Origin of the sequence: Sphingobium sp. B10D7B (genome assembly GCF_025961955.1) — a bacterium.
Lineage (GTDB): Bacteria > Pseudomonadota > Alphaproteobacteria > Sphingomonadales > Sphingomonadaceae > Sphingobium.
Map to the genome: position 1 here is coordinate 252539 of NZ_JAOQOQ010000001.1, position 14994 is coordinate 267532.

General features: G+C 62.4%; 12 protein-coding genes and 1 pseudogene. All 13 read left to right on the plus strand.

Annotation, left to right across the window (positions count from 1 at the left end; genetic code table 11):
* Positions 1–122: 122 nt before the first annotated feature.
* The 13 genes and pseudogenes from M2331_RS01180 to M2331_RS01240 all read left to right on the plus strand — a co-directional run bounded on the left by M2331_RS01180 (position 123) and on the right by M2331_RS01240 (position 14994).
* Positions 123–3047 carry a TonB-dependent receptor plug domain-containing protein gene (locus M2331_RS01180; RefSeq protein WP_181558598.1) on the plus strand — a complete coding sequence of 975 codons (2925 nt, stop codon included), beginning with the start codon at positions 123–125 and terminating at the stop codon, positions 3045–3047.
* Positions 3048–3082: 35 nt separating this feature from the next.
* Positions 3083–4645: a carboxylesterase/lipase family protein gene (locus tag M2331_RS01185; RefSeq protein WP_181558599.1), complete on the plus strand. Its 1563-nt coding sequence runs from the start codon at positions 3083–3085 to the stop codon at positions 4643–4645.
* Between the two features lie 27 nt (positions 4646–4672).
* Positions 4673–5656 (plus strand): creatininase family protein, encoded by a 984-nt coding sequence (locus M2331_RS01190; RefSeq protein ID WP_181558600.1) that lies wholly within the window; start codon positions 4673–4675, stop codon positions 5654–5656.
* Between the two features lie 108 nt (positions 5657–5764).
* Complete coding sequence (locus M2331_RS01195; protein WP_264592243.1) at positions 5765–6673, plus strand: LysR family transcriptional regulator; 909 nt, start codon at positions 5765–5767, stop codon at positions 6671–6673.
* Between the two features lie 200 nt (positions 6674–6873).
* Entirely contained in the window at positions 6874–7989 is a 1116-nt protein-coding gene (locus tag M2331_RS01200; RefSeq protein ID WP_181558602.1) for an FAD-dependent oxidoreductase, read from the plus strand.
* A 12-nt stretch (positions 7990–8001) separates the two neighbouring features.
* Positions 8002–8904: a VOC family protein gene (locus M2331_RS01205; RefSeq protein WP_181558603.1), complete on the plus strand. Its 903-nt coding sequence runs from the start codon at positions 8002–8004 to the stop codon at positions 8902–8904.
* A gap of 3 nt (positions 8905–8907) precedes the next feature.
* Entirely contained in the window at positions 8908–10068 is a 1161-nt protein-coding gene (locus tag M2331_RS01210; RefSeq protein WP_181558604.1) for an alpha/beta hydrolase family protein, read from the plus strand.
* 356 nt (positions 10069–10424) lie between these two features.
* Positions 10425–10616, plus strand: a complete 192-nt coding sequence (locus M2331_RS01215) for a hypothetical protein (RefSeq protein ID WP_181558605.1) — start codon at positions 10425–10427, stop codon at positions 10614–10616.
* A 57-nt stretch (positions 10617–10673) separates the two neighbouring features.
* Positions 10674–10939, plus strand: a pseudogene (locus M2331_RS01220) (DksA/TraR family C4-type zinc finger protein).
* 311 nt (positions 10940–11250) lie between these two features.
* The gene (locus M2331_RS01225) at positions 11251–12369 is read left to right on the plus strand and encodes a helix-turn-helix transcriptional regulator (RefSeq protein WP_181558606.1); all 1119 of its coding nucleotides are present in this window, start codon (positions 11251–11253) and stop codon (positions 12367–12369) included.
* A gap of 240 nt (positions 12370–12609) precedes the next feature.
* A complete protein-coding gene (locus M2331_RS01230) occupies positions 12610–13884 on the plus strand; it encodes a hypothetical protein (protein ID WP_220128492.1) in 1275 nt (424 codons plus the stop codon).
* A 67-nt stretch (positions 13885–13951) separates the two neighbouring features.
* A complete protein-coding gene (locus M2331_RS01235) occupies positions 13952–14299 on the plus strand; it encodes a hypothetical protein (RefSeq protein WP_181558607.1) in 348 nt (115 codons plus the stop codon).
* Positions 14299–14994, plus strand: a complete 696-nt coding sequence (locus M2331_RS01240) for a C39 family peptidase (protein ID WP_181558608.1) — start codon at positions 14299–14301, stop codon at positions 14992–14994. Before M2331_RS01235 ends, M2331_RS01240 begins: the two co-directional genes overlap by 1 nt.

Consider the following 14994-nt stretch of genomic DNA (forward strand, 5'->3'; position numbering starts at 1 on the left):
CTACAGTTCTCGGCTGCGCAGTCATCATTTCTCTGTCTGGCATGCTGACCAAATTGTCATTGCAATTGCTATATTGTCGTGCAAACTGGTAAAACCAATAAGGGCAAACAGGGAGAGGGAATGTGCGCCTGAAAGCATGGATGCTTGCCGGTGGCAGCGCGATAATCATCGCCACGCCCATGGGGGCAATAGCTCAGTCTCAAACATCATCCACGGCTGCGCCGCAGTCTTCGGCATCGTCGCAAGAAGGTGGCGTCGAGCAGATCATCGTCAGCGCTTCGCGCATTGATCGTGCAGGGTTTATTGCGCCCAGTCCGACCGTCGTCATCGGCGCAGAGCTGTTGCAGGACAGGGCGGCGGTTAACGTCGCCGACGTCATCAACGAGGTTCCGTCCTTCCGGCGCAGTCAGGCTCCGGAAAGCGGCGGCATCGGCAATTCCGGCGCGAACAATGCCGATTTGCGTGGCCTGGGCGCGGTGCGCACGTTGGTCCTCCTGGACCGGATGCGCTTGCCAGCCGTCAATGTGCCCGGCTCGGCGGTGGCCGGCGCGACCGATCTCAATCTCATTCCCTCGGCCCTGATCCAGCGCATCGACGTGGTGACGGGCGGCGCGTCTGCGGCTTATGGCTCGGATGCCGTTGCTGGCGTGCTCAACCTGCAGCTCAATACCCGGCTGGATGGCGTCAAGGGTTCGGTGCAATGGGGGCAGACCAAATATGGCGACGCCGATGACATGTTCGCCTCGCTTGCATTCGGAACGCAGTTCGCGGGCGGTCGCGGGCGTTTCGTCATTGGCGGCGAATATGGCAGCAATGACGGCACCGATCTTTTCAATGACAAGCGGCCCTGGGGAAGGCGGAACGTCAGCAGCGTCACGCTGCCGAACAGTCGGGCCGCCGGACTGCCGGCCAACCTGATTACCGACGATGTGATTTTCGGCATGCTGACGACGGGCGGCCTGATCAGCCCGACCGCTGCCGGCAATCCAGCGGCGCTGCGTAATCTGCAGTTCGTCGTCGGGCCGAACGGAACCGTGACGACTGCGCCCTTCAATGCCGGGCTCTATCAGGGCCAGATCGGCACCAACATGGTCGGCGGAACCAATGTGTCGCCCTATCAGGTGCTCCGCGCCAACACGCAGCGCTACAATCTCGCGGCACATGCCGAATATGATCTCTCCGACAGCCTGACGTTATGGGCGCGCGGACTCTACTCCAACACCGAGGCGCAGAATATCAGCGCCCAGATTAGAGCGGCGACGGGCGGGACGACCGGTTTCCTCTCGATCAGCCGCAACAATCCCTATTTGCAGCAGGCGCTGACGCCAGCCCAGTTCGCGCTCATCCCCGCCAACGGGTCGTTGACGGTCGGCTATCTCGGCAATGATTTCGGCCCGCCGATCCTGCGCAACGCCAGTAAGACCTACAGCCTGTCCAGCGGCTTGCGCGGCGAGCTGGGTGGTTCCTGGCGGTGGGATGCGGCCGTTCAATATGGCCGTAACAGAAGCTCGCTGGACCAGGCCAATACGCCCATCACCGCGAATTTCCTGAACGCGGTCAATGCCGTAACCTTGAACGGGCAGATCGTCTGCGCAAATGCCGCGGCGCGCGCGGCCGGCTGTCAGCCGATCAACATTCTCGGGCGTGCCAGCTATTCGCCGGCAGCCTACAATTACGCGTTCGGCACGACCCACGCAGTGGCAGAAACAACCTTGTTCGAGGCGAATGCCAACCTCAATGGGGATCTGTTTGCGCTGTGGGCGGGGCCGGTTTCGGCAGGCATCGGCGCTTCCTACCGGCGTGAAACCTTCGTCACCGACGCGGACGATCTGAGCCAGGCCGGTGCCTTCATGGCGCGCGCACCCCGCGATTTTCCGAAGGCGAGCCAGTCGGTCAAGGAGGCCTATCTCGAGACGATCATTCCGCTGTTGAGTGCGGACTGGGTCACGGGCTCGCTTGAATTCAACGGTGCCATCCGCCTGACGGACTATAGCGTCTCAGGCGAGGTGACGACGTGGAAAGCGGGTCTGGTCTGGAAACCGATCCCCGACATTCTGTTCCGGGGCACGCTCTCGCGGGATATTCGCGCACCCAGCCTGACAGAACTGTTCACGGCGGCGGTGGCGACTGTGCCCCGCCCGATCTATGCCGATCCCCGCGCCGGGTTCGCCGGGCAGCCCTCTTATGCGTATGACGTCGTCACGGGCGGCAATGCCGGCCTGACCCCGGAAATCGCCAAGACGTTTAGTGTAGGTGCTGTGTTCAACCCGCAATTCCTGTCGCGGCTGAACATCTCGGCGGACTATTTCCAGATCAAGGTCCAGGACGCCATCGGCGCAACCGGAGCGGGCACGTCGCTGACCAACTGTCTGGGCACGGGCACGGCGGATCTGAGCAGCCCCTATTGCTCGCTGATCACCTTCGCCAATAACGATCCTGCGAACGGCGCTGTGCTCTCGGTGTTGGCGCAGAACGCCAACTTTGCCGAATTCAAGACCCGCGGCATCGACATGGCGTTGTCCTACATGCAGCCGGTCGATGAGATATTCGCCGGTGCGCAAGGGCGCATCACGCTCAGCGCACAAGCCACCCGCACGCTGGAATATCGCTCGACCTTCGACGTTTCGCTGGCCTACCCCAATGGTGTGAACCGTGCGGGGCAGACCGGTGCGATCTTCGGCGGGACAGCTGGCGTGCCGAAGTGGGTGGTGAACACTTCTCTCGCCTATCGCGGCACGCGGTTGGAAACGAGCGTCAACTTCCGCTGGATCAGCCGGAGCAAGTTCAACAACGCCTTCATCGGGCCGGACGAGCCGGGCTACAGCCCGACGCTGATCAACAGCATCAGCAACAACATCGTCCCAGCGCGCGGCTATGTAAACCTGAGCGTGGCCTACAATGTGGGTTCGCAAGACCGGAAGGTGCAGATCTATGGCACGGTCAACAACCTGTTGAACCAGGAGCCGCCGCTCCCCGCCGTCAATAACAACGCCTGGTACGATCTGCTGGGCCAGAGCTTCAGGGTCGGGGTCCGCTTCGATCTCTAGAGGTTCTGAAAACTGACTGCAGTGGGGAGGGGCAGATGCGCGCATTGGCAGGGATGAAACGGCTCGGCACGAGCCTGACAATTCTGGGTCTGGAGCTCTCATCTGCCTCCCTCCTTCACGCTCAGGTGCCCGGGCTGGCGGCACTGCATGTCGCGACGGCACAGGGGCAAATTCAGGGCGTCGCCACCGAAACCGGGGCAGCCTATCTGGGCGTGCCCTATGCGGCGCCGCCGGTCGGAGAGCTGCGGTGGCGATCACCGGCCCCGCCGCGCGCCTGGGCCGGCGTGAAGCAGGCCGACCATTATGGTCCACCCTGTGCTCAGGCGCCGCTGCGCGGGCAAACCGCGGTATCCAGCATCAGCAGCGAAGATTGCCTGACCCTCAACATTTGGGTGCCACATGTGTCGGCGGATCCAAAGCTGCCAGTCATGGTCTGGGTCCATGGCGGCGGTTTTCAGAACGGCATGGGCAGTAGCCCGACCTATGATGGTGTTGCCCTCTCCCGGCACGGGGTCATCGTGGTCACGCTCAACTATCGGCTCGCCGCGTTCGGCTTCTTCGCGCATCCACAGCTGACAGCAGACTCGCTCCATAAATCCTCCGGCAATTTCGGATTGGAAGACCAGATCGCCGCGCTGCGATGGGTTGCGGCGAACATCGCGCAATTCGGCGGTGATCCGGCCAATGTCACTCTTTTTGGTCAGTCGGCCGGCGGCGCCAGCGTTCTTGATCTGGTGACCTCCGATGTGACGGACGGGCTGTTCGCGCGTGCCATCATCCAGAGCGGCGCGGCGCGTAGCAGCATTGCGCCCATCAATCTGGCTGATGCGGAGCGGGAGGGCGAGAGCTTCGCCAACGGCCTCCCGTTATCGGCCTTGCGTGGCCTGGATACGGCGACGGTCATCCAGATGGCGCAGGCGGCTGGCCGATCCGGCGCGCGCTTCTCGCCAGTGCAGGATGGCTACATCATCACCCGCGCCGCCACGGACGCCATCTCTGACCAGCGGCGCAAGCCCATCCCGCTGCTGATCGGCAGCAACGCGCGGGAAGGGCTGGCGGTTCTGCCGCCGGACAAGCTCGATGCTGCGATGGCCAGCGCGTTCGGTGCGAATGCGGCTGCGGCCCGCGCGGCTTATGGCTTGTCCGCCGCGATGCCGCCGGCGCTCGATCGCCTGATGGGGACGGTGGCGGAGCAATTCTCGACCGACAGCAGCTTTCGCTGCGGCGCCGTGCAGATCGCAGCGGCATCGGCAAGAGCGGGAGGGCCGGTCTGGCACTATCAGTTCGAGCAGTTCGTGCCCGGCCGTGAGGCGCGGGGCGCTGCGCATTCGTTCGAGGTGCCCTATGTGTTCGGCAATCTGCTGACCACGGGGTTTTCGGCTGCCGATTACAAGGCGGCCGACCGCCGTCTCTCTGTTCTGATGGTCGAATATTGGACCAATTTCGCCAAGACCGGAAATCCAAATGGCGCAAAGCTGCCCGTTTGGCCGGTCTACCAGAAGGATCGTCGCGCCTATGCGCGGTTCTCCTCGGATCACCCCGGCGCGGTGGAACTCGGGACGGATCTGCGCGGCGAGATCTGCCGGCTTTTCCCCTGATCGATATCAACGAGGAGCAAGGATGTTATGAAGCGACCATTTGAGCCTGCCGTAAGAGCGCTGTCCCTGGCCGGTCTGGCCGCGCTGCTTTTCTCGGGAGCCGAACCTGCGCTGGCCCAGAGCCAGGCCGGCGCGCAGCAGACAGCAGCAAAGCCGGCACCCAAGATGCGCTCGCGTTTGATGACGACGCTGACCGGGTGGGAAGTGGAAGACTATCTTAAGCGCAACGATGTCATCTTCGTGCCGGTTGGCCCGGTCGAGCAGAATGGCGGCAATCCGACGGATGTCGAATATGTCATTCCGCTCGCTTATGCGCAGGAACTGGCCGAGAAAGCGGACGGGCTCGTGATGCCCTACCTCGCTTATTTCTATCCCGGCGGGACGACGACCAGTAGGGGCACGGTGTATGTCTCGACATCCGACAGCCTGCCCTATCTCAAGGCATTGACCCGCTCGCTCATTCGTCAGGGGTTCCGTCGCATTATTTTCCTTACCTCGCACGGCCCGTCACAGCAGACCATGCTGCCGCTGGTCCGCGAAATCTTCGATGAAGAGCATGTCCCGGTGCTGTGGATGGGGACGGACATGGTCCGCAAGTCGGAGCCGGGTCAGCCGCGCCCCGGCTTCGGTGACGGTCCGCCCAATGGCCGAAATCTGGTGAGCTATGGCGCTTATCAGCTGGTCGGCCGTCTTAACGATATGCCGGTGGGCCTTGCCCAGCCCGAGCATGAGATCGAGCGCGATCCCAGTGCCGTGTCGCGCTATGTCCCTCCGTTCAGCGGCACGCCTGCCGGCAGTTTCTATCCCGACGCGGTGCTGCACGGGGGCTTCGTCAAGCCGGTTACCGAACAGGAGCGGGCGCAGTGGGGGCGGGAGGGGGCCGACCTTATTCGCTCTCAAGTCGCCGCCTTTGACGTCAACGGCCTGCTCACCGAATTGCGCAAGCGCGACGAGTTCACCAAGAAGCTCGAGAAGAAATATGGCGATCTTCTGCCCGGCAGGAGGCGCTAAAGGCGGACGGCATCGCCCGGTCTGAGAACAGCGGGGCGATCCACAATCAAATGCGCGCTGTCCAACAATTGGCAGGGATTGCGCTGGCCAGCGCGCTGCTGACATGAGATGGGTCCGGCCATGCGGTTCAAGGGTCTTGATCTCAACCTGCTCTACGCGCTCAGCGTGTTGCTCGATGAACGCAGCGTCTCGCGTGCTGCGGCGCGGGTCAATATCAGCCAGCCGGCCATGAGTGCGGCGCTCACCCGTCTGCGCGAATATTTTGCGGACGACCTGCTGGTCCAGGTCGGCCGGCGCATGGTCCCGACCGCTTATGCCGAGAGCCTCCAACCGCTGGTCTCCCAGTTGATCGAGCAAGCGGACCAGATCCTGTCGACATCCAGCACGTTCGATCCGGCGATCTCCAACCGTCGGTTCCGCATCAGCGTGTCGGATTATATGATGACTGTGCTGATCGGCCCGCTGATGCGCAGCCTCGGGACGATCGCGCCGGGTATCCGCATTGATGCCTACCCGACAGGGCCTGACGCGACGAGCTTTCTCGAGAAGGGCGAGGTCGATCTGGTCATCTGCCCCGAGCAATATCTATCCCCCGCGCACCCCAGCGAGATGCTCCTGGAAGATGAGCATGTCGTCATCGGCTGGGCGGGCAATCCGGCGCTGGCGGGGCCGCTGGATCGCGAGACGCTCTTCTCGCTGGGCCATGTCGCCGTTCGCTTCGGCCAGTCGCGCGAGAGCACTTTTGCAGAGCAGCAGGTTTTTCCGCAGCAGGACAAGCAGCGCACGGAACTCACGACGAACAGCTTTTCTAGCGTGCCCAGCCTGATCGTGGGGACGATGCGCGTGTCCTTCCTGCAGAAGCGGCTCGCGGATGCCTTTATCGATCAATTGCCCATCGTCGTGCGCCCGGATCCCCTTGGCCTGCCGCCGCTTCGGGAAATGGTCCAATATCATGCCGCCCGTGCGAATGACGCCGGGATCCTCTGGCTGGTGCGGCAGATGCACCATATCCTCTAGGCCGAATGACCCATCCATAATCTGGATGGAACTGTATCTGAACAATTCATTTTTCAGATTTTCAACGCGGCGATAGAACAGGCCTAAGGCCCGCTTCAGGGCTGCCATGCGCGCGGAGAGGGAGGTCGAAAGCTGCCGCACATGCTGTGCCTGCATCCGCGCTTCGCCCCTCTCATCAACATAATCATCGGACATAGACCATGCAGAGCCAGAACATTCTCGTCATCGGCGGCGGCATTGGTGGCCTGACCTCGGCCATCGCGCTGCGCAAGCAGGGGTTCTCCGTAACGGTGATCGAGCGTGATCCCAGCTGGAGCGTCTATGGGGTCGGCATCATCCAGCAGGGCAATGTCCTCCGCGCGGCGCACATGCTGGACATATTGGACGACTATGCCGCGGCCGGCGTCGGTTTCGATGCCGTCGAGGTGTTCGCGCCCAACGGCGTCCAGGTGGCGCGGGTGCCATCGCCGCGCCTGCTGCCGGATTATCCCGCCAATCTGGGCGTCGGCCGCAGGCAGCTCCAGAAGGTGCTGGGCGATGCGGCACAAAGCGCCGGCGCCGAGATTCGCCTGGGCGTGACGGCGCAAGCGATCAGCGACGGGGATGACGCCGTCGAGGTGGCGTTCTCGGATGGCAGCGCAGGCCGTTTCGATCTGGTGATCGGCGCGGATGGCGTCTTTTCCAAGACGCGTGAGATGATCCTGCCGGACGCAGAAAAGCCGCAGTTCACAGGGCAGGCCGTGTGGCGCTATAATCTCCCGCGCCCGGCCGATCTCGATGCGCTGCAGGTCTATAACGGGCCGATTGGCGCCGGTCTCGTGCCGATCAGCCCGGACCTCATGTATCTGTATGTCACCACACCGGAGCCGGGCAATCCCTGGTATCCGCGCGAGGGCCTGGCTGCAGCGATGCGCGCCAAGCTCGCCGGCTGCGCCCCGGCCTTGCAGGCGCTGGCCGAGCAGATCGTCGATGACGAGGAGGTCGTCTATCGTCCGCTGGAAGGCATGCTGGTCGAAGGCCCGTGGAGCAAGGGGCGGGTGGTGCTGATCGGCGACGCCGTCCACGCCACCACGCCGCATTTGGGGCAGGGCGCCGGCATGGCGATCGAAGACAGTATCGTGCTCGCCGAGGAACTGGCCCGTCACGCCTCCGTCGAAGAAGCGTTCGCGGCATATCATGATCGCCGCTTCGAGCGCTGCGCCTACATCGTGCGCGCCAGCCTCGCCATTTGCATGGGCCAGATCGGAAAAGGCCCGCCTGTCGACAACGCCAAGGCCACCACCGAAATGTTCGAGCGCACCGCCGAGCCGATTTGAAAGGAACTGAAGATGAGCCGCGTCACTGAAATTCGCTATGTTGGCTATGCCGTCACCGATTTTGCCACCGAGTCCAGCTTCTATGAGGGCCACTGGGGCCTTGAGCGCGTGCCCAGCGACGATGGCATGGCATGGTTCAAGACGCAGGGGCATGACGAGCATCATGTCGTCCGCCTGCGGCCGAGCGACGAGAACCGTGTCGATGTGATCGCCCTGGCTGCCAATAGCCGCGCCGATGTCGATGCGCTGTGCGAGAGGGTGCGCGCCTCGGCGGCCAAGCTGGTGAGCGAGCCGCAGGATTTGAGGACGCCCGGCGGCGGCCATGGCTTCCGCTTCTTCACGCCGGATGGCCTGTTGATGGAGGTCTCGTCCGATGTCGCACGTGGCGAGGCGCGCGAGATCACGCGCTGGGAAGGCCTGCCGGTCAAGATCAGCCATATCGTGCTGCATTCGCCGGATCATCAGGCCGCCGTGCGCTTCTTCTGCGATGTGCTGGGCTTCAAGGTTTCCGACTGGCTTGGCGACTTCATGTGCTTCCTGCGCTGCAACAGCGCGCATCACCGCATCGCGCTGCTGCCTGGGCCGCCCTGCCTCAATCACGTTGCTTATGACATGACCGATGTCGACGGGATGATGGCGGGCATCAGCCGCCTCAAGCAGAACAAGACCGATATTCGCTGGGGGCCGGGGCGCCATACGGCCGGCGACAATACCTTCTCCTACTTTGTCACGCCCTCGGGCTTCGCGGTTGAATATACGGCTGAACTGGAAGACGTGGACTTCGAAACGCATGAGCCCAAGGTCCATGTGCCCGCGCCGCGCGTGATGGATCAGTGGGGAATCGGCGTCGGCGGTCCGCAGACCATGCCCCATCCGGAGGCCAATCCCGGCCTGTTCGTGGCAGTGGAGGCCTGATCCGTGGCGTTGTTCGAATATTTCCCCAACTACATCTGGAACCTCTCGGTCGCCATCGCGCTGGAGAGCGGCGGGCGCATCGGCGAAATCGTCGATATGTGCCAGCCGATCAAGGATGCCGCCGCCAGCGGCGCTGACGCCGGTACGCCGCAGTTCATGGCGCAATGGGTACGCGTGGCGGATACGCTGGTCAGCCTTGCCGATGAGGACATCGCAAAGGGCCGGGCCATCTCGGCATCCGAGAAGCTGGAGCGGGCTGCGCTCTACCTCTTCGTGGCGGAGCGGATGCAGGGCCATGGTTCCCCGGGGCGCGAGGAAACCTACGCCCGGGCGCTGTCGATCTTCGCCCAGTCGACCGATCTCGGCAAGATCAACCGCGAACGGGTGGAGATCCCGCTCGGCGATGGCAGCATGATGTCGGCGCTCTACACGCGGGCGCCCGGCGAGGGGCCGCGGCCGGTGGTCGTCTACTGCAATGGCCTCGATAGCTGCAAGGAACTGCTCTACTGGTCGCGCCTGCCCGAGGCGCTGGCCCGACGCGGTGTCTCCACGCTCTGCGTCGATCAGCCCGGCACCGGCGAGGCGCTGCGGCTGCACAATCTGCCGGTCGATCCGCATAGCGAAAACTGGGCATCGAAAGCGGTCGACTGGCTGGAGACCCAGCCGGATGCCGACCCCAAGCGCATCGGCATGACGGGCATCTCGCTCGGCGGCCACTTCGCGCCGCGCGCCGTCGCCTTCGAGCCGCGCTTCGCCAGCGGTGCCTGCTGGGGCGCCAACCACAATTGGCGGGAAGTGCAGGACAAGCGCATCCGCCGCGAAGGCGAGAACCCCGTACCGCACTACTGGGCGCATGTGTTCTGGGCATTCGGTGCGACAGACATGGAGGATTTCCTCGCTAAATCCGAGGAGATGAACCTCAATGGCCGCATGGACGGCGTGCGCGTGCCCTTCCTGGTCACCCACGGCGCGCATGACCGCCAGATCAGCGTGGAATATGCCCATGACTGCTACGCGCAACTGGTCAACAGCCCCCGGCGCGAACTCAAGATCTTCACCGAACGCGAGGGCGGGGTCGAGCATGTCGGCGCTGACAATATGTCTTACGGGCGCGATTATATTGCTGACTGGTTCGCCGAGACGCTGGGTGGCCACACAGGTTGAACGGAAAGGAACTTCGTCGGGTGCTGACGTCGCTTCCCGCCGCCCGTCGTTTTCGCAAGTCGCCATACCTCCTGTTAGAATGTCTTGTTTCCGCATCCAGCAGGTTGGGAGCGCGATAAGGGGACTAAGTTCTGCGAGGTACGGCGGGTCGGTCTATTGTCGGTGCAAATCGTTTAAGGTTCGAGAGCGGACCGGCGCAGGCTCGCCTCCTTTCGGCACGGCCGAGAGTCAGGAAGACATCGAACGCATTTTATCCATGGTTTCCATTGCGGATGCATCCCACAATATGAGGACTATCGAGCGCGCGCGGAATGTTTTGCGTGACGCAACGGCCGCGAAGGGCAAGGTGGAGACCCGTGGGGGTCGCGCTCGCGCTGTGGGTGCTGCGCGAGCGCTGCCCGGACGGATGGCTGGTCGCGTTCTGGGAAGTGGCAGGATCGGACCATGAGACTGGGCGCAATGAGGGATTGCACGCCGCCTATAATGGCATTGTGAGACTGCTGCGCACCAGCGGAGGACTGTCCGAAGACGCTGCGAGGATGAAATGAGGCCGCTGCATTCCTATAACGGTCCCTCAACCTCCAATTGCGCAGGATCGAGTACGCATGGCCAATGGCTGGGCGCTCGAGGGCGCTGTTCAGAACCAAATCGAGGACAGCGTGAAAGACGCGCTGGCAACAGCGCGTGCTCGTATGCCGGCAGGTTCGGGTCGCGCCGATTGTGAGGGAAGGTGGAGAGCCAATCCCGCAGGCACGCCGCGAAGCTCTGCCCGGTGCCCGGACATGCGTGGCCTGCCAGTCTGGCCGCGACAAGCACCGGGCTTTTTCCTTGCATCAACCGGCGCGGCAGTAAGGATAGCCAACTGCGCTGATGGTGAGCGGTCAAAATCTCACGCCATCGGGGCACTGCTGGCCGCAGTCGCCAATTTAGCAAACATTTAGCGTACAAATGCTGGAGTTCAGAAGCGGCCGTTCATTAATAACCCAAATGTCGTTTCGCCGAATTGTAGCGTCCCCATTACCGGATGGTCGGCTATTGATGGGCATTGCCGGCATGAAATCCTCAAATTTCAGATATGTACCAAATCGGGGCAGTCTCAATCCCGCGATAGCGGAGCCAAATCAGCCCCCCACGCATTGTGGTTAACGCGCATGCCATACAATGGTGGGCTGAGGGGGAGGAATGGTCACAATATCGAAGACCGAGGTGGCCGCAGACCACATATTTGCAGAACCGGACGGTGGGCGCCCGATCGATCAGGACGGACAATCTGACCGGGTTGCAGACGATCTGGACTGGATTTTGAGCAAGTTCGCCGGTCGCGTCTTTGCGGACGAGGCGGTTCTTTCCCTTCATCGCGACGACAACAGCCCAGAGCTGCTTGCGCGAGTGAGCCCCAATCGCGCCCTGCTCTCCGATCCGCACTTGGCGGTGGCGATCGCCTGCCAAGATACCGACGCGCTTCATTACACCGGCCAAGGTGCGCGTGTTGCTTGGCACGAACTGACGCAGGTCGAGGAAGCGAAGCGTGCGATGACCTTGGCCGTGGCAGAACATGGCGGGCTGCGCCTGATCCTCACGGCGCTTTACCGCCATGCCAACATGGTCCAGCGGCTCGCCGCCGAACAGATGGCCAAGAAGCTGCAGCCCGTGCTTGCGGGCTATTTTCGTCTCTGGCTGCATGCGCGAAGCCAGCAGCGCGCCTTGATCGCCTATAAGTCGGCGCTCGACCTGAGCGACGTGGCGATTATCATTCTTGACGGCCATGGCGCGGTGATCGGCGAGAATGCCGTCGCCACGCTGATGTTCCAGAAGCGGGATGTGGTGCACAAGTCGCGCTATTCGCTTGTTGCCGTCAATCGCGGCGAGACCACCAAGCTGCACGCGGCCATGGACCATGCGTCGCACGATGGCGAAGCGGTGCTGATCAGCCTGAGCCGGAAGAATTATCGCCGGCCTCTCATGGCCCTTTTATCGCCGACATTCACGCGCCCGGAAATTTCCGCGGATCCTTCTTTCGTCCTGTGCATTTATGATTCGGACACGGACGTAACCCTGGCGCTCCAGCGCTGTTGCGACGCCTATCGGCTCACCAAGACCGAGGGTCAGCTGGTCCACCATCTGGTTTGCGGCCTCGCACTGAATGATGCTGCCGCCCGGATGAAAATCGCGGAGGCCACCGCGCGAAGTTATTTGAAACAAATCTTCGGAAAAACGGCCACCCATCGGCAATCTGATCTTATCAGGGTGATGTTATCGAGCATTGCTCGAACATCATTGGGTCATTTTTCCGCCCTCTGATTCAGAAGCCCGATTCCCTCTTATTATTCTGAGACTTTCGTTCGTCTTCACAATTATCACACTCACCCCCAAATGAGGGTTACTCATACAGCGCTATGAGGGGGGAAGAGATAGTTCGGTGGGGGTGAAGGTTAATTCGCCGTTAACCTATTCAGGGTGGGTCTCCGCGGAGGCGGAGTCGATGCGTCGATCGGGGAAAGCCCCGAGGGCGGCGTGGGAACCCTGAAAGGACGACAATCGATGAAAACTCTACTGATCACGGCCTCGGCCGCCGCGCTTATCGCGGCATCGCCCGCGCTGGCGCAGGACGGCAACACCGTCAGCGATAGCGGCAACAACAGCTGGATGGCCGAATCCACCACCACCACCACCACCAGCGACAGCGGCAACAGCGCCTGGACCGCAAACACGTCCACAAATGTGGCCACCAACACTGATAACAGCGTTGCCGACAGTGGTAACGATATGTCGAACAACTCGGTCAACACCGCCGACAGCGGCAACACGATGACGTCCGACAGCGGCAATTCTGCCTGGACGGCCAACACCACCACGAACACGGACAACAGCGTGGCGGACAGCGGCAATAGCGCCACCACAACCACCACCAGCGACAGCGGCAATTCGGCTTGGACCTCCAATGCCACCACCAACACCGACAACAGCGTCGATGTGGCGGACAGCGGCAACGACATGTCGAATAACTCGGTGAACACCGCCGACAGTGGCAATACCACAACCACGACGAGCGACAGCGGCAACTCGGCCTGGACGTCCAACGCCACGACCAACACCGACAATAGCGTCGATATTGCCGACAGTGGCAATGACATGTCTGACAACAGCCTCACTGTTTCCGACAGCGGCAATGATATGTCGAACAACTCGGTGAACACCGCTGACAGCGGCAACACCAGCACGAGCGACAGCGGCAACAGCGCCTGGACGTCGAACACCACCACGAACACGTCCACGGACAATAGCGTCGCCGATAGCGGCAACGACATGTCCAATAATTCGGTGAACACGGCCGACAGCGGCAATGACTCGTCCACGCATGACATGTCGGACAACAGCTCCGCTTCGGGCGCGCAGGTTGCGGCCAACAATGGCGGCACGGCAACCGACAGCCGCGACATGTCCTCTCAGGATGACAGCTCGACCAACACCGTCGCCAGCAACAACAGCTGGGAAGACAATTCGGACAATTCCGATCACAGCTGGGCCTTCAGCGGCGGTGATACCGCAGCCGGTTCCGCCAAGTCGGATTCCGTCTTCGGTGACAGCGCCCTGGTCGCCAGCGCCAATCTCTCAAGCTATGTGACGGGCGTGAGCGTCAGCTTCGACGGTCGTGGCGGCGAGTCCCCGGTGGCTGATAACAGCATCCGCACGGGTGGCAGCGCATTCCAGAACTTTGCTGGCATGCAGGCGGTCAACCAGAACACCGGCGTTGGCGCATCGCAGAACGCGTCGGTGAGCGTGGCGGTCTCCGCGGGCGACATCACGCTTCGCTAAGCCTCTCCAACTGGCCGGCGATCTCCACCGCCGGCCAGTCTTTTTACATCATAAAGGGAGAGGATGCATGAACCGATTTCTATTCCGCCGGGCATGGCTTGTGACCTTGTCGGGCAGTTTTGCCTCGGCTGCCCTTGCGCAACCGCCATTTGAGGGCGCGGCGCCGCCCGTCGACGTCGCCACGCTCGAGCAGGTGACAGGCCGCGCGGATCTCAACCAGATCGCCCAGTCCGAGCATATTGCCGCCGTATCGGACAGCAGCGTGAGCGGCAATTCCGTGACCGGGGCGGTGGCCATCGATGGGAACGCATTCCAGAACCTTTCCGGCCTCTCGATCATCAATGCCAATTCCGGCAACAACGTCGCGATCAATGCTTCGATGAACGTCAACATCGCCCTGCTGCCCGCACAATAATGGCGCGCATGCTCCTTGCCGCACTCATGCTGCTCTCCGGCTGCAGTGCGCAGGTGAGCGGAGGGCCGACGTTCCAGCTCGGAGCGGCGGGTCTCGGCGATGTCACGCCGCCTGTCACGTCGTTCGAGGACCGGCGTTTTTTGACGGTCGTTCGGCAGCAATTTGATTTCAGTTGCGGTTCGGCTGCGCTCGCCACGTTGCTGACTTATCATTATCGCCGGAGCAGGGCGGAAGCCGACGTGTTCAACGGCATGTGGCGCGTGGGAGACCGCGCGCAGATTACCCGGCTCGGCTTTTCCTTGCTCGACATGAAGCGCTATCTTGCCAATGCCGGCCTCAGCGCGGACGGATACAAGGTCTCGCTCGATCAGGTCGCTGCGGCAGGCGTGCCCGGCATCGCGTTGATCGAGGCGAACGGCTACCGCCATTTCGTCGTGGTCAAAGGCATCAGCGCGGAGGAGCTGCTGATCGGAGATCCGGCGCTCGGTCTGCGCACCATGTCGCGACCCGCGTTCCAGCGCGCTTGGAACGGCATTTATTTCGTGATCGGCGAGGACACTGCGGTGGGGCGCAGCGCCTTTAATGGGGATCGGCAGTGGGGGGCCTTCTCCCGCGCACCGGTCGGCGCCGCATTCGTTCAGCCGCTCAGCCAGCAAGCACTGGCTTTGACTGCGCCCTTCATGAGGGACTTCTAG